The sequence below is a fragment of the uncultured Veillonella sp. genome (genome assembly GCF_963543145.1).
Taxonomy (GTDB): Bacteria; Bacillota; Negativicutes; order Veillonellales; family Veillonellaceae; genus Veillonella.
On the sequence record NZ_CAUTZP010000001.1, the window covers coordinates 270,310 to 290,830 of the forward strand.

Below are 20,521 nucleotides of genomic sequence, written 5' to 3' on the forward strand. Positions count from 1 at the left end.
ACAATGATTGTACGTAAACCAACAAATGGTATCTATGTAGGTACAGTTAAAATTGGTGATTATGCACCGGTAAGTATTCAATCTATGATTACAACAGATCCGGTACATACGGAAAAGGCGATTGCTGAAATTAACCATTTAGCGGAGGCTGGTTGTGAACTAGTTCGCGTTGCTGTTCCTACAATGGAGTCAGCAAAGGCTTTAAAAGCCGTTAGATCTGGCATTTCTATTCCACTGATTGCGGATATACATTTTGATTATAGATTAGCTTTAGAGGCTATTGAAAATAATGTAGATGGCTTGCGCATTAATCCTGGTAACATTGGCGGTGAAGATAAGGTTTTAGCTGTTATTGAAAAGGCTAAACCTAAACAAATCCCAATTCGTATCGGTGTTAATGCCGGCTCTTTACCAAAGCATATTCTCGATGCTCATGGAGGTCATCCTACGGCAGATGGAATGGTTGAAACCGCATTAGAACACGTGAGAATTCTAGAGAAGTTAGACTACCATCAAATGAAATTATCTATCAAGGCTACAGAGGTACCTTTGATGGTTGAAGCTTATCGTAAATTATCCGATAAAATTCCTTATCCATTGCATCTAGGTGTTACTGAAGCAGGTACTATTAAACAAGGTACTATTAAATCTGCTATGGGGATTGGGTCTTTATTACTCGATGGTATCGGTGATACACTACGAGTATCTTTAACTGGAGATCCAATTCATGAAATCGAAGTAGGTCGTAGTATTCTAAGTAGCTTAGGATTACGAAACTTTGGTGCCACTATGATATCTTGTCCGACTTGTGGGCGCTGCCAAGTCAATTTATTTGAGATGGCTGGCATTGTAGAGGAACGGCTTGCATCTATTAAAGCTCCAATTAAAGTTGCTGTAATGGGCTGTGTTGTAAATGGACCAGGGGAGGCTCGCGAAGCTGACTTCGGCATCGCTGGTGGCGATGGTCAAGGCATCGTATTCCGTAAAGGGGAAGTTATTAAGACTGTGCCAGAAGCCGAATTGGTAGATACATTATTTAGAGAAATTGATCAATATTTAGAAAGTTTAGATGAGGAGTCTTTATGTTAGCCACTAAATTATATGCACCTACATTGCGTGAGGTTCCATCTGACGCTGATGTAGTAAGCCAACAGCTCATGCTTCGCGCTGGTTTTATGCGTAAAACTGCAAATGGTTTATATAGTTTTTTACCATTAGGATGGAGAAGTATTAAAAAAATTGAAGCCATCGTACGTGAAGAAATGGATCGTGCTAGTGCTCAAGAAATTATGATGCCTATCTTACAACCTGCAGAAATTTGGAAAGAGTCTGGCCGTTGGAATGCATATGGTGCAGAAATGATGCGTATTAATGATCGTCATGATAATGAGTTCTGCCTAGGCCCTACTCATGAAGAAATGATTACGACTCTCGTAAAGAACGAAATTAATTCTTACCGTCAATTGCCGGTAAATTTATATCAAATTCAAAGTAAATTCCGCGATGAACGTCGTCCGCGTTATGGTTTGATGCGTAGCCGTGAGTTTATCATGAAGGATGCGTATTCCTTTGATATGGATGAAGCAGGTTTAGATGAATCTTATAAATCTATGTATGATGCATATACACGGATTTTTACACGTTGTGGTCTTACTTTCCGTCCTGTTGAGGCTGATAGTGGTGCAATCGGTGGCAGTGGCACACATGAGTTTATGGCTATTGCTGAAGCCGGTGAAGCTGACATCGTATATTGCACTAAATGCGACTACGCTGCCAATATCGAAATCGGTAAGCCTGGTATCATGAAACAGGCAGAAGAAGCTCTTCAAGAGTTATCTGTTGTAGATACTCCTAATGCAAGCACCATTGAAGCTGTTGCAGATATGTTAAATTTACCACTAGAAAAAACGATTAAAGCTGTTGTATTCTCCATTGATGGTAAAGTTGTATTGGCTATCGTTCGTGGCGATCATGAAGTAAATGAAGTGGCTGTACAACATGCTGTTCTTGGTTCTCTAGAGCCAGAAATGGCTACACCTGAAGAATTAGAAAAAGTAGGTTTAACAGCAGGCTTTATTAGTCCTGTAGGCTTACAACAAACAGAAGAATTTGCTATTGTTGTAGATGAATCTGTTATGGAAACATACAATGTTTGTGGTGGGGCTAATAAAAAAGATGCTCACTACGTAAACATCAATCCTAAACGTGACTTTAATGTAGAAGATATTATTGTTGCGCCAATTCGCTTGATCACAAAGGATGATGTATGTCCTAAATGTGGTGGTTCTTTAGAACATGCTAAAGGTATTGAAGTAGGTCAAGTATTTAAATTGGGTACTAAATATTCTGAAGCATTACAAGCAACATTCTTAGATCAAAATGGTCGCCCTAATCCAATGATTATGGGATGCTATGGTATTGGTGTTTCTCGTACATTAGCTGCTGCAATTGAACAATATCACGATGAAAATGGTATCATTTGGCCACGTTCTATTGCTCCATTCGAAGTAGTTATCGTACCGATTAATGCAAAAGATGAAGCTTTAATGTCTACCAGTCAATCCATTTACACTGATTTACAAGATGCTGGTGTAGATGTTTTACTCGATGATCGTAAAGATCGAGCTGGCGTTAAGTTTAAAGATGCTGATTTGATTGGCTATCCACTTCGCATTACAGTAAGTAAAAATACACTTGAAAATAATGAAGTAGAAATTCAAATCCGTAAGACTGGAGAAGCACTTCCATGTGCTATTGATTCTGTAGCTACAAAAGTAACAGAATTACTTCAAAACTTATAATCAAATTGCGATTCTAGTGAATGCTCATTAGGGTCGCAATTTTTCTTTCTAAACTTGAATTAATAGACTAAATCAGTCATAATTAAAAGATAGGATATTTGTAATGGGAGGTACTATATGCTTGTAGATTTTCATATGCATTCCGTTTATTCCGATGGTATTGAAACACCAAAGGAATTATTGCGTCATGCCTTAGATTACAATGTGGTTATGATGGCTTTAACTGATCATGATGAGATTGATGGCATTAAAGCATTGCGTACAGCTCAACAAGAATTAGATCCTAATAAAACGATTAAGATTATAAATGGTTGTGAATTTAGTGCTGATTATAAAGATAAATCGATTCACATTTTAGGATATTGTTTTGATGAAAATAATAAAGAGTTAAATGATTTTATTACGTTCTTTAAAAGAAAACGTGAAGAACGTATCGATGAAATTATAAGACGCTGTAATAGCGAAGGATATCATATTACAAAAGAAAACTTAATCAAACAATTTCCTCATACTAAAGCTTATGGACGTCCACATATTGGTAAACTTTTAATTGATGGTGGCTATGCGAAGGATGTGAATGAAGTCTTTAGAGGGATTCTTCGTAAGGACAGCCCTTGCTATGTTCCAAAGGTAAAAGTTGAGGTTCAACATATTATTGATATTATTCATAAAGCTAATGGTTTTGCCGTTATGGCACATCCTAAATTAGTTTCCAGTGATGAATATGTGCTAGAAATGTTAAATTTTGATTTTGATGGTATAGAGGTGTACCATTCAAAACATAATGATGAAGATGTGGAACGATATAAAGCGTTGGCTGAACAGTACAGACTCTTTATTACTGGTGGTTCTGATTATCATGGAATTCCAGGAAAAGAACCAGATCATTTTGGTGATTATTTAGTATCTGGAGAAGACGTATCAGAATTTATTAGTTTGTTATAAATGATGAGGTAGGCTATGGAAGTCATTGCATTTGTTGGTAGTAGTGGCACAGGTAAAAGTCATCGTGCACTTGTAGTTGCTCACGAAAATAAAATTGAATGTATCATCGATGATGGTATTTTGATTCACGATAATAAAATAGTAGCTGGCTTTTCTGCTAAAAAAGAGTCAAGTCGATTAAAAGCAGTTCGTCGCGCTATTTTCCAAGATGAAGTACAAGTAAAATCTGTTCGTGAACAACTTGATAAAATTAATCCTAATAAACTCATGATTATTGGTACATCTGATAACATGGTTAAGAAAATTACAAAAGCATTAGGACTACAAGATCCTGATCGATATATTCGTATTGAAGATGTTGCTACGCCTAAGGAAATCGAAAAGGCCCAACATGCTCGTCTAAAAGAAGGTAAACATATTATTCCAGTACCAACAATGGAATTGAAACCTCATTTTAGAGGTTATTTAATTGATCCGATTAAAACGATGTGGCGTCGTCGTACATTAAAAAAACAAGATCAAGATACATTAGGCCAAATTGGTTCTGAAGGCTTTGAACGTTCTGTAGTACGTCCTGCTTTCAGTTATTATGGACGTCTTACCTTTGATGATGATGTAATCATCAAATTAATCCGAAACGGCCTTAAGAAAGTAGCTGGTGTTGATGATTCTAGTGTTATTTCTTTCAAAAAAGGTGATAAAGGTCAAAACGGCCTCGTTGTAGATATGGCTGTTGTTATTGAACATGGTTATCCTGTAAAAACATTAATGCAGCAAGTACAAAAATCTGTACGCAATGAAATTGAATATATTACAGGCATGTCCATTGAACGGATGTCCATTAAAGTTAAAAACATTATTGAAACAAAACGTAAGATTGTTAAAGTATAGGAGTTAGAATGAAGTCTTATTATATTTACACCTATGGTTGTCAAATGAATACTGCCGATTCTGAGCGCTTATCGCATCAGCTAGAATCTGTTGGGTATACCCCAACAGAGGACGTGGATACTGCAGATTTAATTTTATTAAATACTTGTGCAGTGCGTGAGAATGCAGAAACTAAAGTCTATGGCCGCATAGGTGAGCTAATGAGACTTAAGCGCAAAAATAAAAAATTGATTCTTGCTGTTACGGGATGTATGGCACAAAAGAATCAAGCTGAAATGTTTAAGCGCGCACCTCATATCGATATTGTCTTAGGTACTCATAATATTCAACATATTAATGAAATGATTGAAGAGGTACAACGGGGACATACGCATCAAATTAATGTCGATATGGATAACACGGTACTTCCTGAATTAGAAGCCAAGCCAAATGGTACATTCTATGCTTGGGTACCAATTATGAATGGTTGTAACAAATTTTGTACGTATTGTATCGTTCCCCATGTTCGTGGTAGAGAGATTAGCCGTCCTGTAGAAGCCATCGTAAAAGAGGTGACTGAACTAGGTGCAAAAGGGTTTAAAGAAATTACCTTATTAGGACAAAATGTTAATTCTTACGGCTTAGATTTTAAAGATGGCACTGATTTTGGGACGCTCATAGATGCTTTGGATGGTATTCCTGGCATAGAACGGATTCGTTATATGACGAGTCATCCTCAAGATATGACTAAGTCCATGATAGATGCTCTAGGAAGATCCTCTAATATCGTTACACATTTACATTTACCAATTCAATCTGGATCAGATCGTATTCTTAAGAAGATGAATCGACACTATACAGTGGAGCATTATAAAGAATTACTGTCTTACTGTCGTGAGAAAATAAAAGATGTAGTGGTCACTACAGATATTATCGTAGGCTTCCCAGGGGAAACAGAGGAAGATTTCCAAGCTACATTGCAATTATTGAAAGACGTACGTTATGATATGGCGTATACTTTCATCTATTCCAAACGCTCTGGTACGCCAGCAGCGACTATGGATGATCAAATTCCAGAAGAGGTTAAGCGTGTACGTTTGCAAACATTGATGGATGTACAAAACGAAATCTCTTATGAATTAAACAAACCTATGGAAGGACAAGTGTTTGATATTATTGTTGAGGGGCCAAGTCCTCGCGATGAAGATATGTGGTTTGGTCGTACTTCGGGGAATAAAATGGTATTATTCCCGAAAGACGATTCTTTATCAATTGGTGAAACAGTACCAGCCTATATTGATAAAGCACAAACTTGGGTTTGCTACGGTACAATACAAAAGGGGTAAGTATGGCAAAAAAGCAAACACCTATGATGGAGCAGTATTTAGATATTAAATCTAGATATCCTGATGAATTACTGTTCTTTCGATTAGGTGACTTTTATGAATTATTTAATGATGATGCTCTAGTTGCATCTCGTGAACTAAATATTACCTTAACTGGTCGCCCTACAGGAGATGAGGAACGCACACCAATGTGTGGCGTTCCTTTTCATGCTGCTGAAAGTTATATTGAAACGCTTGTTAAAAAGGGCTATAAGGTTGCTATTTGTGAGCAGTTAGAAGATCCTAAAGCTGTTAAGGGCATTGTTAAACGTGATGTGATAAAGGTCATTACACCAGGGACGGTAATGACTGAAAATGGTAATGATGCAAGATCTAATAACTTTTTATCATTGTTTTATATGGTAAAAGATGCTTGGATACTAGTGTTTTCTGATGTATCTACAGGGGAGGTTATTTGGCACCGCATTACAAACAGTGAAAAACGCAGTGATATGTACGATGCACTTAGCATGTATAGACCAAGTGAAATCATATTACCTGAAGGGACAACTTTACCGCAAGATATTAAGGATTTTATTGAAAATCAATTTAGTAATGTCGTATTATCACCATTCTCTACGTACTATACACAGCGTGAGGTAGCAGAGAAGGCTGTGAATCACTTTGGTGATCTAGGCCTTATGGAAGAAGATGTATGGGAAGCATTAGGTTATATGCTTCTATATTTAGAAGAAATTATTAAGTCTGAAATTTCCCATATCAACTATGTCCATCAATTGAGTGTAGGGAATCGCCTTATTTTAGATACATCTTCATTACGTCATCTTGAAATTACCCATAATCTACGTGATGGTGGTCAAAAAGGGACATTACTCGATGTGCTAGATCGTACATTGACACCTATGGGCGCCCGTCTTTTGAAACAATGGTTGGAAAGTCCATTAACTGACGTCAACCAAATTCAACGACGTCAAGCGGCCGTGGCAGAACTCATTACACGTGGTGCTGAACGATCTCATATGCGTAGTTTATTAGATTGTATATATGATTTTGAACGCATCGTAGGTCGTGTAGAAACTGGTTCTGTATCTCCTAGGGATTTAACGGCTCTTCGTGAATCATTGGCGGTACTACCGGATATTAAAGAAGTATTAGGTACGTGCTCAAGTTTAGCATTAACATCCATTAATGACCGCATCCAAGATCATAAAGATATTTATGATTTATTATGTCGTGCTATTGCGGAGCAACCAGCGTTGACATTAAAAGAAGGCCGCGTCATTAAAGATGGTTTTAATCCGGATTTAGATGAACTTCGTTCTTTAGCTACTAATAGTGAGCAATGGCTGGCTAAGATGGAAGCTGATATCAAAGAGGCTACAGGATTAACTAAGATTAAAACTGGTTATAATAAGGTATTTGGATATTACTTTGAAGTGTCCCATAGTAAATCTGAACAAGTACCTGATTACTTTATTCGGAAACAAACTTTAGCCAATGCAGAACGTTATATTACACCTGAGTTAAAGGAATTTGAAATTAAAATTCTCAGTGCTAAGGATAAAATTATCGCCTTAGAGCATGAGCTATATCAACAGTTACGAAATGATATTAAACTCGTCATTAAAGAGGTACAAGAAACGGCTCGTGCTCTTGCGGACCTTGATGTATTATGTTCACTGGCTTTAGTAGGTTATGAAGAAAATTATATTTGCCCTACTATCGTAATGAATGGTCAAATCAATATTCGCGATGGGCGTCATCCTGTAATTGAAAAATTCTTGAAACGTGAAGTTTTTGTACCAAATGATATAGTTCTAAACCATGATGATGAGGAATTCTTGCTCATTACAGGTCCTAATATGGCCGGCAAATCAACATATATGCGTCAAGCGGCTATTTTGATGATTATGGCTCAAATTGGTTCTTTTATTCCTGCTCGTGAAGCATCTATTTCTCCAGTAGATCGCATCTTTACACGTGTAGGTGCTAGTGATGATATTTCTACTGGTCAAAGTACGTTCATGGTAGAAATGAAAGAGGTAGCCTATATTTTAGAAAATGCTACACATAACAGCTTAATCATCTTAGATGAAATTGGTCGTGGTACGAGTACCTTTGATGGTTTAAGTATTGCCCAAGCTGTAGTAGAGCATATTTGCAAGCACATTCATGGCAAGACATTATTTGCTACACATTACCATGAACTGATTTGTTTAGAGGAAAGCTATAGTAAACTAAAAAATTACACTGTGGCTGTTAAAGAAAAAGGTAAAGATGTTGCTTTCTTGCGTCGTATTATTAAAGGTGGTGCAGATCGAAGCTATGGTATTCATGTAGCTAGATTGGCAGGTTTGCCGAATTCTGTATTAAAACGGGCAGAAGTAATTTTGGAATCCTTGGAAGACCAAAGTCATGATACTAGTGATTTAAATAATCGTGTTATGGGAGCTCAACCTAATACTGTAGTGAAGCCTGTTACTAAACAAGTGAGTGATTCTCCACTAGGCAACTTATTTACTCATTCAGTTGTGGATAGTCTGCTAGAAGTAGATGTAATGAGCATGACGCCCATTGAAGCATTAAACAAGTTATATGAACTACAAGAGGAGGCTCGTAAAGGAGGCGGGAAATAATGGCAACCATTCATGTATTGGATGAAACCACAATTAATAAAATAGCTGCTGGCGAAGTTGTGGAACGTCCCGCATCAGTTATTAAAGAGCTTATCGAAAACTCTATTGACGCATCCGCCACTAATATTGAGGTTGAAATCGGTGATGGCGGTGTAGCCTATATGCGGATTACCGATAATGGTATCGGCATGACTGAAGAAGACGCACGCCTAGCAATTTTGCGTCATGCTACCTCTAAAATACAACAGGTAGAGGACTTATTTGATATTGCTTCTCTAGGCTTCCGTGGTGAGGCATTGGCTAGTATTGCCTCTGTATCTCATTTCTCTTTGACTACGCGAAAAGCAGACTCTGATTTAGGGACGCGTATTACTGTTGACGGTGGTACTTTTACAGATTGCATTCCTTATGGTTCTGCACCTGGTACAACTATTGAAATAAGAGATTTGTTCTACAATACGCCAGCTCGTCGCAAATTCTTGAAATCTGAGCGTACAGAAGCTTCTAAAATTCAAGATATTGTAGGGAAACTTGCCCTTAGCAATCCACATATTTCTTTTAAACTCATCGTAGATGATCGGGTTGCTATTATTACGCCTGGGAATGGTGATATAGGTGATACCGTTGCCGCCTTATACGGTTATAAAACGAAGGGTGATATTTTTACTGTTGCCTATGAAAGTGATTCTATTTATATCGATGGGGTAGTAAGTAAACCGACCCTTCTTAAAAGTACTAGAATTTGGCAAACTATTATCGTTAATAACCGCGTTATTTCTGATAAAACTATCATGAAGGCTATTGATAATGCATACCACGCACTATTGCCGAAAAATGGTCACCCACTAGTAGTGCTTAATATTACTGTTCCAGCAGAGATGGTTGATATTAACGTACATCCTCGTAAGAGTGAAGTAAAATTCTCCGATGATAAGATTATATTTAAAGCAGTTTACCACAGTATTTTAAATGCTCTAAATAATCCACTTCATGAGCGATATGAACGGGAGTCTTCTGCTTATATTGGTTTGAGTGAGGTATTGGATAGTACTAATACTCATAATATGGCTATTAACCAAGGTGATGACAATACTAATTTGTCTCATGGCAATAGTAAATATGATTCCTATAGAGCACCTTCTGTTGTACAAGATGAGATGCAGTCGGCTGAGCATATTGCTACAGCAGTGGATTATGATAAAGTATTTGGTGGTCGCCGTACAAAAGGGTACGAAGTTATGCGTGGTGAAACTACGCAGTTTGTGGAGAACCTTAAAACTAAGGGATATACACCACCTGCACCAAAGGCTACTTATGAACAATCATCCTTTATAGATGAAAGTTTTGACGCTGTTCCTAAGGAATATACTAGTTATACTAAAGAGGATATAGAACGTTTTAAATCTTTATCTCAGGATATACGTGAACAAGATAATGAGGAACGAACTATACAAAACTCTGGTTTCTTACCTATGGGCCAAGTCGCCTCTTGTTATATTTTGGCTAAAAAGGGTGATGATCTCTATATTATAGATCAACATGCGGCACATGAACGCGTGCGTTATGATAAGTTATGTAAGTCTTCTGAATCTATTCCCATGCAATCTATATTAGTTCCTCAATATAGCGAGGCTACTGATGATGAAATGAATTTGGTAGAGGAGGAACGAGAAACCTTACTTGATCTTGGCTTTGATGTGGAGTTAGGTGGTCCTACAAAAATTAAGTTAGTAGGGGCTCCTGTAGATTTAGTAGAGTCAAAGGCTTTTGAAATTCTCCAATATATATTCTCTTACTTGCATGAACATCAACAGCCTACTAAGGCTCAGTTACGTCATGAAATGTTAGCGTATGCATCTTGTAGAGGGGCCATTAAGGCTGGTCACAATTTAAATATGTATCAAATGACTACCTTAATTGAGGATTTATTTAGTACTGAAAAACCGTACGTATGTCCACATGGTCGTCCAACGATTATAAAATTTACGCCTGATGAATTAGGTAAATTGTTCTTACGGTCTTAATATGAATATTCTAACAACAGCTCAAAAATCTAATGAGGCCATTCAAGAGGAAGCCAAAGCATTGGCTTCCTCTATGCATATGACCTATATAAAACGAGGTAAAACATCGATACCAGCTTTATTTGTTAAGTATCAATGCGAATATATTGCGGTTCTTGCTGGTTCTGGATTAACTATTCATTTTCCTAAAAGTCAACAACATACCTTTCATTTATCGATGGCTCAATTGCGTATTTTGCGTTTACAACGCGGTGAAGGAGATCATCTCGTTAATGCGATACAAGTCATATTAGATACAAAAGGGTTATCTAATCAAGATAGATTTACGTTTTTAGACTGTACAATAGGCCTTGGTAGTGACAGCATTGTAGTGAGTTATGGTTACCCACAGGCTCAAATAACTGGGCTAGAAGGTTCTTTACCTATATGGCTTGCCACAACATATGGTTTAGCTCATTATATTCATAATGAGGATAGTGTAACGAAAGCATTGCGACGTATTAAGGTACATCATGATACCTTTGAACACTATTTACCAAACCTACCTGATAATAGCATTGATATTATTTATTTTGATCCCATGTTTGAAGTTCCCGTAGAGGAAAGTCCTCAATTCAAACCGCTTCGAGGACATACGGTAGAAAGTCATATAGATGATAAAATCATGGCACAGGCTATGCGTGTTGCCACATATGGTGTTATTATTAAAGAACGACCGTTTAGTTCGGTTTTTCAAAACTATCCACCTCATCAATGGGTGGGCGGAAAATATAGTCGTATAGGCTATGGTGTATATATGAAGGAGTTAATGTGAATCCCTTAATTACCATCGTTGGACCAACGGCGGTAGGCAAAACAGATCTCACCTTAGACTTAGCAGAACAGTTACATGCTGAGGTTATTTCTGGTGATGCTTACCAAGTATATAAACAACTCAATATTGGTACTGCTAAACCATCGGTGGATGAACTTAACCGAGTGAAACATCATCTTATCGATATATTAGCTCCCAATGATTCATATTCAGTATCTATTTTCCAAAACCAAGCTAAAGAGATAATTGGTAGATTAAAAGATAAAAATATTCTACCTATTCTGTCTGGTGGTACAGGCTTATATGTTCAATCGTTATTAGAGAATTATAACTTTAATGACGTTAAGCCTGATGAGAGTTTACGATTAGAACTAGATGAGCTATTTAATACTAAAGGTATTGATGGTTTACGAGAATATGCTTTCACCTTAGGAAAAGAACATAATATAGAAATTCAATATAGTGATAAGCATCGTTTATATCGAGCTATTGAAATATTGCATCATGGTGATGTAGATTCGTTACGCAATCAGACTAAAGATGGTGTATCTTATAAAGGACCTGTTATTGGCCTTATGAGAGATCGTGATACGTTATACGAACGCATTAATTTACGGGTTGATATGATGTTTGACGCAGGTTTAATTGAAGAGGTTGAGCAACTTGTTCAGTCTGGTATAAATCCTGATTGCCAAGCCTTTAAGGGGATTGGGTATAAAGAGGTTGTAGACTATATAAATGGCAGTATCAATCTTGATGAATGTAGAGATTTGATCAAAAAAAACACTCGTCATTTCGCGAAGCGCCAAATCACTTGGTATAAGCGGATGCCATATATTGAATGGATTCATATTGACAATAATACATCTAAAGATTTTATATTTAATAAAGCTATGGATTTAATTCGTAGAGAAGGATTAGTATGACATTAGAAGAAATACGTAGTAAAGCCCTTGAGATGGCTGAACCAGAATTTAAAAAATTTGAACCTATTGCATTGGCCAATACAAAAAAAGTATTAGAAGCCTTTAAAGAATGCCAAGTATCTGATTATCATTTTACTGGCACAACTGGTTATGGTTATAACGATGTGGGCCGTGAGAAATTAGACGAAGTATTCGCCTATGTATTTAAAGGTGAAAAAGCGATCGTTCGCCCTCACTTTGTATCTGGAACACACGCGCTAGCAACTACATTGATTTCTTTGATGGGGAATGGGTCTAAAGGGACAGAGTTTATCTATGCAGTAGGGGCTCCTTATGATACGATGCAATCCGTTATTGGTGCCGCTCGTGAAGTACGAGGTTCCTTAGTCGAAAAAGGTTTTACTTATACTGAGGTCCCTTTGAAAGATAATACCTATGATGTTGAAGCCATTGCTAATGCCGTTAATGATAATACACGGGTAGTAGTTATTCAACGTTCTCGTGGTTATAGTACACGTGAACCATTATCTATTGCAGATATTAAGATTATTGTAGATGCTGTAAAAGCTAAAAATTCAAATACCATTTGTTTCGTAGATAATTGTTATGGCGAATTTACAGAGCTTCAAGAGCCTTTAGAAGCTGGTGCTGATATTATGGCTGGCTCTCTTATTAAGAATGCAGGGGGCGGTTTAGCACCAACTGGTGGCTATATCGTAGGTCGTGAAGACTTAGTTGAAGATGCAGCGTACCAATTGACTGCTCCAGGACTTGGTGATCATATGGGCTCTTACGCACCTGGTTACCGATTATTCTTCCAAGGCTTATTTATGGCTCCTCACGTAGTATTACAAGCTCTTAAAGGGGCTGTATATACGGCTGCCGTAGGTGAACTGTTAGGATATGATGTATTCCCTAAGGTAAACGCTGATCGCTATGATTTAATTCAAGCTATCAATCTAAATAATGGAGAAGAAATGGAGCACTTCTGTGTAGGTATGCAAGCCTATTCTCCAGTAGATGCTCACGTGCATCCAATTCCTGGCGATATGCCAGGCTACGAAGATAAAATCATCATGGCTGGTGGTACCTTTGTACAAGGTTCATCTATTGAATTAAGTGCAGATGGTCCAGTTCGTCCTCCATATACGATTTTCATGCAAGGTGGCTTAGTATTTGAGCATTCTATGCTCGGTATTCTAGGAGCTGCAGAAGAGCTTTTAAAACATAGATAATTCTTTGAATCTCTTTTGGTATAAGAAAGGGATTCTTTTTATTTCAAATCTTTTCAATGTACCTAATTCTAGGCTATAATATAAGTTGCTATAATTTTATAGCAATACTACTCGGACTTTTACACCGAACTAGTGTTTTTACACGTCAGGCTTTCACCCTGATTAGTTTTATGATCAAGAGATCATTTAAAGGAGAAAGTATGGAAAAAGTTATCGCTGTAGCTATGAGTGGCGGCGTAGACAGTTCTTTAACTGCTGCAATGCTATTAAAACAAGGCTATAAAGTATTTGGTATTACCCTGTGGCTGTGGGTGAGTGGCACGCCTTATGATGAGGTTCCTCTTGCTGTAACCGATGCTAAGAAGATGTGTGATTTTCTTGGTATTGAGCATCATGTTATCGATGCTCGCGATGTGTTTTACGAGAATGTAGTAGATTACTTCGTAAAAGAATATGCCTATGGTCGTACACCAAATCCTTGTGTATTTTGTAACAAGAATATCAAATTCGATTTGATGCTCAATCGTGCTCTTGAACTGGGGGCCACACATATGGTTACTGGTCATTATGCACAAGTTAACTTCAATGTAGAAACAGGTTTATATGAGTTACATAAAGGTGTTGATTCTACAAAAGATCAAAGCTATGTTATGTACAATATGAACCAACGTATTTTGAGTCATCTCATGTTTCCATTAGGTGGTCAATGTAAGACTGAAACACGTAAATTAGCTGCTGAATATGATTTACCAGTAGCTAAGAAACCAGATAGTGTAGATATTTGTTTCTTGCCTCATGGAAACTATCAAAAGCTGGTGGCAGAAGAAATGAAGGGAAAGCCAGAGTTTGGTAATATCGTTACCGAATATGGGGAAGTGTTAGGTAAGCACAATGGCTTATTTAATTACACTATTGGTCAACGTAAAGGCCTTGGTATTGCTTATAAGCACCCATTATATGTTATTGGTTTTAATGGGGAACGCAATGAGGTCATCGTAGGTCCTAATGAACGACTCTTTACAAATCGTATGATTTGTAAGTTTTATAACTTTTTAGATGACACTATTCATAAAGAATTAAAGGCAGAAGGTAAGATTCGCTATGCTGCAAATCCTTCTCCTTGTACTGCTCGTATCTTGGATGATGATACGATGGAGGTTATCTTTGAAGAACCACAACGGGCTATTACACCAGGTCAGTCCGTAGCCTTTTATAATGGCACTCAATTATTAGGAGGTGCTGTTATCGATCGCGTATGTTAGAAAGGAGAATACAAGTTCTTTGAACTTGTTTACATAGTATGTCAACGAAAAAGATACGAAACTTCTGTATTATAGCTCATATCGACCATGGTAAATCTACCATTGCCGATAGATTAATTGAATATACTGGCACATTACAAAAGCGTGAAATGGAGGCTCAAGTATTGGACTCCATGGATTTAGAACGAGAACGGGGTATTACTATTAAAGCGCAATCTGTTCGTATTTTGTATAAAGCACAAGATGGGGAAGAGTATATCTTGAATCTTATCGATACTCCGGGCCATGTGGATTTCAGCTATGAAGTATCTCGCTCTCTTGCAGCTTGTGAAGGTGCATTGCTTGTAGTAGATGCGGCACAAGGTGTAGAAGCTCAAACGTTGGCAAATGTGTATCTCGCTTTAGAACATGATCTTGAAATCATTCCTGTTATTAACAAAATTGATTTACCTTCTGCAGATCCTGATCGAGTTAAACATGAAATTGAAGATATCATTGGTTTAGATGCATCAGAAGCAGTATTATGTTCTGCTAAGTCTGGTATCGGTATCCCTGATATTTTAGAAGCTATTGTAAATAAGGTTCCTGCGCCACCAGATAAATCTGATGAACCTACGAGAGCATTGATTTTTGATAGTCGCTTTGATTCGTATAAAGGTGCTATTGCGTATGTACGGGTAAAAGAAGGCACTATTAAAGCGAAAGATACAATTCGTATGATGCATGATAAAAAAGATTTTGATGTAACTGAACTTGGTATCTTTACACCAAATCTTGTTCCTGTTCAAGAATTACCATGTGGCTCAGTTGGTTGTATTGCAGCTAGTATCAAAAATGTAAAAGATTGCCACGTAGGCGATACGGTAACCTTGGCTAACAATCCTGCACCAGAACCATTGCCTGGTTATCGCAAAGCTGTATCTATGGTATATTGTGGTCTTTATCCGACAGAATCTAAAGACTACGAAAATCTTCGTGACGCTTTAGAAAAATTACAGCTTAATGATGCTGCCTTAGAATATGAAGCAGAAACATCCTTGGCCCTAGGCTTCGGCTTCCGTTGTGGATTCCTTGGACTTTTACATATGGATGTAATTCAAGAACGGTTAGAGCGAGAATACAATTTAACGCTCATTACAACTGCTCCATCTGTAAACTACAAGGTATACAAAACAAATGGAGAAATGCTAGAAGTAGACAATCCGGCTAAATTGCCACCTCCAACGGAGATTGACTACATTGAAGAACCTTATGTAAAAGCTACTACAATCGTACCCAAGGATTTCGTAGGTACTATCATGGAACTATCTCAAGATAAACGTGGTGAATACCAATCCATGGAGTACTTAGATGAAACTCGAGTATCCGTTGTATATCACTTACCATTGAGTGAAATTATTTACGATTACTTTGATAAATTAAAATCTGCTACAAAAGGTTATGCTTCTCTTGACTATGAATTGATTGGCTATAAACAATCACCAATGGTTAAGATGGATATTCTTCTAAATGGTGATCCTGTGGATGCATTGTCCATTATTGTACACAAGGACCGTGCCGCTACGCGTGGTCGTGCATTAGCAGAAAAATTAAAAGAACTCATTCCTCGTCAAATGTTTGAAATTCCTATTCAAGCGGCGGTAGGCACAAAAATTGTGGCTCGTGAGACTGTAAAAGCTTGGCGTAAAGACGTTTTGGCGAAATGTTACGGTGGTGATATTTCTCGTAAACGTAAATTGCTAGAAAAGCAAAAAGCTGGTAAGAAACGTATGAAGTCTGTGGGCTCTGTAGAGATTCCACAAGAAGCATTTATGGCTATTCTCAAGGTTGAGGACTAATATAATGAAAACAGATTCTAATATCCTGAATCTGTCTACTTTTGGGGATATGGGCTTGTATGTCCATATCCCTTTTTGTAAACAGAAATGTATATATTGTGATTTTCCAGCCTATCAAAATTTACAAGATTATTACGAAACCTATGTCTATGCATTGGTACAAGAAATGGATTTGTGGATGTCAGAACACCCAGAGTCCAAATCTAAGCCTATTGACACTATTTATTTTGGTGGTGGTACACCTACTGAATTATCAATTCAACAGTTACAGATGATTGTTGATAAAATCAAAAGTACTTTTACTATTACTGACGATTGTCATATGACTATAGAGTCTAATCCTGGTGAAGTAGATCTACAGTATCTAACTCAGTTAGTTAAACTAGGTTTTAATCGCATTAGTTTTGGTGTTCAAACTTTTGATAATAAGGCGCTTACCATGCTCCATCGCAGTCATAATGGGGAAAAGGCTAAACAGGCTATTTATGATGCTAAAGAGGCAGGTTTTACAGATATCAATATTGATTTGATATATGGTTTACCACGACAAACCTTAGAGGATATTCAGCATAATTTAGATATCTTAAAAGACTTACCGATTAATCATATTTCTACGTATGGCTTACAAGTAGAGGTAGGAACATATTTATATCATTTAGTTCAAAAGAACTTGATTTCTATCCCTAGTGAAAGCATTGATGAATCCATGTATGATACGATGATGGAAGGCTTGAAAAATCTAGGTTTTGAACGATATGAAATTTCTAATTTCGCTAAAGATAGTTCTTACAGTCGTCATAATTTAAAATATTGGCACTATGTAGACTATTTAGGCTTTGGCGCTGGTGCTCATTCCTTCTATAATGGTATTCGCCGTAGCAACAACCGAAATGTGATGCCTTATATACAAGCGGTAGATCGATATACTATGCCTACTATCGATACGGAGACTATAACTGTAGAGCGAGCGCAAGAGGATTTTTGTTTCTTAGCACTTCGCACTAAGTGGGGCCTTGATGAACAAACATTTGAGGATAGATTTGGCGTATCTGTTCATAATTTATTTGGTAACATATTAGAAGATTTAGTTACTAAAGGCTTATTAGAGTATGAAAATGGTAGTTATCATTTAACTCCTGAAGGGGCTAAGCATGGTAACTATGTATTTAGTCAATTTATTCGTGAGTAATTTCTCACAGTTTCTCAAAATCTAATATGTTAGTATAAATAGGATGATGATGAATAAGCATGCTAGATTTTAGGAGGAACGATGAAGACATCGGTTATTTTACACGGTTTACATAACGAGTTTACTTTAGACCAAATGAAGGCATGCATAGAATTAGCTGAAAAATATGGTGGATCTTTCCGTCATGTAGTAACAGGTTTACAAATTACAGGTATTGAAAAAGACGATAAGGACTTACTTATCTCTGAATTACCAGAAGGTGTAACTACTGTTATTCATAGAGGTGTAAATTCCTTAATTGCCTGTGTAGGTAAAGGATATTGTAAAAATGGCCAAATGGAAACTAAAGAATTGGCTGATTATGTAGAGAGAAAACATTACGGACGAAAAACATCACATAAATGCAAAATTGGTATCAGTGGATGTGGTCGTAATTGCCCAGATGCAATGGTAAAAGATATTGCCTTTATAGGCACCTCTCGAGGTTATATGCTTGCTGTTGGTGGTAATACAGGTATTAAACCTGAAGCAGGCACAATTTTAGCTAGAAATCTAACAGTAGAACAAGCTAAAAAAGCTGTCGATATTTTAGTTGATTGGTATGCTGAACATGGTGAACCTCGTGAGCGTATGGGTAAATTATTAGCTAGATTAGGGAATCCATTGGAGGGTATGGAATTATAATTTTTAGTTGTATTAGTAATAAAACAGCATAAACGAATATTACCGAAGTTTTCAGTAAAGATAACAATGTAATCAAAGAAATTAAAACACTTATACTATTTTATAGGTTTTCTAATTTTATTAATTAGAATAAATCAATTTAATTAATAAATTTAGAAGATGACATAAAGTGAGGTAGTATAAGTGTTTTCTTATTATTAGACTTTGATTTTTTGACTAATTAATTTAAAATATGCAATTGTCTTTTTGACTAAATAGATATTATTTGACTTTTTCGGTATTTTTTTGCTTGACAATTTTTGCCAATGTGATAATATTATACATGCGATTAGCACTCAAAGTTTATGAGTGCTAACAAGAGGTGTCATTATGGATGAAAGAAAACAGCGCATCTTGCGAGCCATAATTGAAGACTACGTTAAATCCGCAGAACCTGTAGGGTCTCGAACGATTGCTAAGAACTATAATCTTGGCATTAGTCCTGCTACAGTACGGAACGAAATGTCCGATTTAGAGGAATTAGGCTATTTAGAGCAACCTCATACATCGGCTGGACGTATTCCTTCAGCTAAGGGCTATCGCTTATATGTTGATTCTATGTTGAGTCAACAACCTGTTCCATTACAGGATGCTGAAAAAATTGAAATGTTATGGAAACATTCCAATGGATCGACGAGTGAGCTCTTCTTAAATATGGCTAAACTACTTTCACAAGTGAGCCATAGTATGAGTTTATTCCTAGCTCCAGCCCATGATAGAGCATTAATTAAATACATTCATGTATTACCGCTAGATAGTCATCAAGCCATTATGGTAGTCATCACCGAAACAGGTGCACTCGATAATGAACTGATGTACTTTGGTGAAAGTGTTTCACCAGAGCTTTTACAAAGTCTAGCCATGCAATTTAGCAATGCATTACAGAATGTTAGTATTGGTCATGTAACGGCTGAAGCTCTGGGAAACTTATTGATTCATATGGAAGGTCCGCAGGGAATTTTATTAATCCTTTCGGAAACATTATTACGAGCTATTAATAAACGTAAGTTGTTCTATTCGGTAGGTACTACAGAGTTGTTAAATCAACCAGAGTTTAAGTCTGTTGAGAAGGTACAACCCTTACTTTCATTAGTGGAAGAACAAAATCAATTGGGACAGTTATTAAAAGATGATTCACCAACACCAGTTAAGGTTAAGATTGGTATAGAGCATGAAACTGAAGCACTTCAATCGATGAGTGTGGTACAAGCTGATTTTACTAATCAAGATCAGCTTGTAGGAACTCTTGCTATACTAGGACCAACACGAATGGAATACGGACGAATTATCGGTATGCTATCTCATATGAAACATATAATGGAAACTATGGTAAAAGAACAAAATAGAAAGGGCATATAATGGCTGAAGAACAAGACATTAAACAAGAAATAGTTGATGAAACAGTAGATACTACGAATGTAGAGGAAACAACTGTGGAAGCGACTGAAGAAGTTGTGGCTGATGCTGCTCAAGTATTAGAAGAACTTAAAACCGACTTTGATAATCGTTATAAGCGTTTACAAGCGGACTTTGAAAACTTCAAGCGTCGTACTAATCAAGAAAAAGAGCAACTTGCTGGATATGTTAAAGGGGATGTACTTACAGATTTACTTCCTGTATTAGATAACTTTGAACGAGCTGTCCAAAGCCCAGTAGAAGGTGATGCAAAGGTATTCCTTGATGGATTTATCATGATTCATCAAAACTTGATGGCAATGTTATCTAAACATGGATTAGCTGTTATTGAAGCAGTAGGTCAACCATTTGATCCAAATTTCCATCAAGCGATTATGCGAGTGCCGTCAGATGAATATGAATCTGATACGGTATGTGAAGTATTGCAAACTGGCTATACTGTTGATGGTCGTTGTATTCGTCCAGCAATGGTAAAAGTTGTTGAATAGATTATAAA

The 20,521-nt window shown here is 36.9% G+C and carries 16 protein-coding genes; all 16 read left to right on the plus strand.

From position 1 onward, the window contains the following. Positions 1-3: 3 nt before the first annotated feature. Positions 4-1,089, plus strand: coding sequence for a flavodoxin-dependent (E)-4-hydroxy-3-methylbut-2-enyl-diphosphate synthase (gene ispG / locus RWZ05_RS01300; protein ID WP_314641294.1), 1,086 nt, complete (start codon positions 4-6; stop codon positions 1,087-1,089). After that, positions 1,083-2,801 carry a proline--tRNA ligase gene (locus tag RWZ05_RS01305; RefSeq protein ID WP_314641296.1) on the plus strand — a complete coding sequence of 573 codons (1,719 nt, stop codon included), beginning with the start codon at positions 1,083-1,085 and terminating at the stop codon, positions 2,799-2,801. Before ispG ends, RWZ05_RS01305 begins: the two co-directional genes overlap by 7 nt. Positions 2,802-2,918: 117 nt before the next feature. Next, positions 2,919-3,746 (plus strand): PHP domain-containing protein, encoded by an 828-nt coding sequence (locus RWZ05_RS01310; RefSeq protein WP_314641299.1) that lies wholly within the window; start codon positions 2,919-2,921, stop codon positions 3,744-3,746. 15 nt (positions 3,747-3,761) lie between these two features. After that, the gene (locus RWZ05_RS01315; protein ID WP_314641302.1) at positions 3,762-4,637 is read left to right on the plus strand and encodes an Asp23/Gls24 family envelope stress response protein; all 876 of its coding nucleotides are present in this window, start codon (positions 3,762-3,764) and stop codon (positions 4,635-4,637) included. An 8-nt stretch (positions 4,638-4,645) separates the two neighbouring features. Further along, on the plus strand, positions 4,646-5,962 hold the full coding sequence (gene miaB / locus RWZ05_RS01320) for a tRNA (N6-isopentenyl adenosine(37)-C2)-methylthiotransferase MiaB (RefSeq protein ID WP_314641305.1): 1,317 nt from the start codon (positions 4,646-4,648) through the stop codon (positions 5,960-5,962). Between the two features lie 2 nt (positions 5,963-5,964). Next, on the plus strand, positions 5,965-8,598 hold the full coding sequence (gene mutS / locus RWZ05_RS01325; RefSeq protein ID WP_314641309.1) for a DNA mismatch repair protein MutS: 2,634 nt from the start codon (positions 5,965-5,967) through the stop codon (positions 8,596-8,598). Further along, positions 8,598-10,622, plus strand: a complete 2,025-nt coding sequence (gene mutL, locus RWZ05_RS01330; protein ID WP_314641312.1) for a DNA mismatch repair endonuclease MutL — start codon at positions 8,598-8,600, stop codon at positions 10,620-10,622. Before mutS ends, mutL begins: the two co-directional genes overlap by 1 nt. Before the next feature lies 1 nt (position 10,623). Continuing rightward, positions 10,624-11,436 carry a class I SAM-dependent methyltransferase gene (locus RWZ05_RS01335; RefSeq protein WP_314641314.1) on the plus strand — a complete coding sequence of 271 codons (813 nt, stop codon included), beginning with the start codon at positions 10,624-10,626 and terminating at the stop codon, positions 11,434-11,436. After that, the gene (miaA, locus tag RWZ05_RS01340; protein ID WP_314641317.1) at positions 11,433-12,362 is read left to right on the plus strand and encodes a tRNA (adenosine(37)-N6)-dimethylallyltransferase MiaA; all 930 of its coding nucleotides are present in this window, start codon (positions 11,433-11,435) and stop codon (positions 12,360-12,362) included. The genes RWZ05_RS01335 and miaA overlap by 4 nt, the downstream gene beginning before the upstream one ends. Further along, positions 12,359-13,597: a methionine gamma-lyase family protein gene (locus RWZ05_RS01345; protein ID WP_314641319.1), complete on the plus strand. Its 1,239-nt coding sequence runs from the start codon at positions 12,359-12,361 to the stop codon at positions 13,595-13,597. The genes miaA and RWZ05_RS01345 overlap by 4 nt, the downstream gene beginning before the upstream one ends. 200 nt (positions 13,598-13,797) lie before the next feature. Beyond that, on the plus strand, positions 13,798-14,859 hold the full coding sequence (mnmA, locus tag RWZ05_RS01350) for a tRNA 2-thiouridine(34) synthase MnmA (RefSeq protein ID WP_314641321.1): 1,062 nt from the start codon (positions 13,798-13,800) through the stop codon (positions 14,857-14,859). A gap of 38 nt (positions 14,860-14,897) precedes the next feature. Further along, on the plus strand, positions 14,898-16,697 hold the full coding sequence (gene lepA, locus RWZ05_RS01355) for a translation elongation factor 4 (RefSeq protein WP_314641322.1): 1,800 nt from the start codon (positions 14,898-14,900) through the stop codon (positions 16,695-16,697). 4 nt (positions 16,698-16,701) lie between these two features. Continuing rightward, the gene (gene hemW / locus RWZ05_RS01360) at positions 16,702-17,886 is read left to right on the plus strand and encodes a radical SAM family heme chaperone HemW (protein WP_314641324.1); all 1,185 of its coding nucleotides are present in this window, start codon (positions 16,702-16,704) and stop codon (positions 17,884-17,886) included. Positions 17,887-17,967: 81 nt separating this feature from the next. Beyond that, positions 17,968-18,570, plus strand: a complete 603-nt coding sequence (locus RWZ05_RS01365; RefSeq protein WP_314641327.1) for a nitrite/sulfite reductase — start codon at positions 17,968-17,970, stop codon at positions 18,568-18,570. 369 nt (positions 18,571-18,939) lie between these two features. Further along, positions 18,940-19,968, plus strand: a complete 1,029-nt coding sequence (gene hrcA, locus RWZ05_RS01370; protein WP_314641332.1) for a heat-inducible transcriptional repressor HrcA — start codon at positions 18,940-18,942, stop codon at positions 19,966-19,968. Then, a complete protein-coding gene (grpE, locus tag RWZ05_RS01375) occupies positions 19,968-20,513 on the plus strand; it encodes a nucleotide exchange factor GrpE (protein ID WP_314641334.1) in 546 nt (181 codons plus the stop codon). The genes hrcA and grpE overlap by 1 nt, the downstream gene beginning before the upstream one ends. Positions 20,514-20,521: the final 8 nt, after the last annotated feature.

Bases quoted from the DNA above. Each gene is read 5' to 3' on its own strand.
- ispG (WP_314641294.1), top strand. From the start codon at position 4: ATGATTGTACGTAAACCAACAAATGGTATCTATGTAGGTACAGTTAAA.
- RWZ05_RS01305 (WP_314641296.1), top strand. From the start codon at position 1,083: ATGTTAGCCACTAAATTATATGCACCTACATTGCGTGAGGTTCCATCT.
- RWZ05_RS01310 (WP_314641299.1), top strand. From the start codon at position 2,919: ATGCTTGTAGATTTTCATATGCATTCCGTTTATTCCGATGGTATTGAA.
- RWZ05_RS01315 (WP_314641302.1), top strand. From the start codon at position 3,762: ATGGAAGTCATTGCATTTGTTGGTAGTAGTGGCACAGGTAAAAGTCAT.
- miaB (WP_314641305.1), top strand. From the start codon at position 4,646: ATGAAGTCTTATTATATTTACACCTATGGTTGTCAAATGAATACTGCC.
- mutS (WP_314641309.1), top strand. From the start codon at position 5,965: ATGGCAAAAAAGCAAACACCTATGATGGAGCAGTATTTAGATATTAAA.
- mutL (WP_314641312.1), top strand. From the start codon at position 8,598: ATGGCAACCATTCATGTATTGGATGAAACCACAATTAATAAAATAGCT.
- RWZ05_RS01335 (WP_314641314.1), top strand. From the start codon at position 10,624: ATGAATATTCTAACAACAGCTCAAAAATCTAATGAGGCCATTCAAGAG.
- RWZ05_RS01345 (WP_314641319.1), top strand. From the start codon at position 12,359: ATGACATTAGAAGAAATACGTAGTAAAGCCCTTGAGATGGCTGAACCA.
- mnmA (WP_314641321.1), top strand. From the start codon at position 13,798: ATGGAAAAAGTTATCGCTGTAGCTATGAGTGGCGGCGTAGACAGTTCT.
- lepA (WP_314641322.1), top strand. From the start codon at position 14,898: ATGTCAACGAAAAAGATACGAAACTTCTGTATTATAGCTCATATCGAC.
- hemW (WP_314641324.1), top strand. From the start codon at position 16,702: ATGAAAACAGATTCTAATATCCTGAATCTGTCTACTTTTGGGGATATG.
- RWZ05_RS01365 (WP_314641327.1), top strand. From the start codon at position 17,968: ATGAAGACATCGGTTATTTTACACGGTTTACATAACGAGTTTACTTTA.
- hrcA (WP_314641332.1), top strand. From the start codon at position 18,940: ATGGATGAAAGAAAACAGCGCATCTTGCGAGCCATAATTGAAGACTAC.
- grpE (WP_314641334.1), top strand. From the start codon at position 19,968: ATGGCTGAAGAACAAGACATTAAACAAGAAATAGTTGATGAAACAGTA.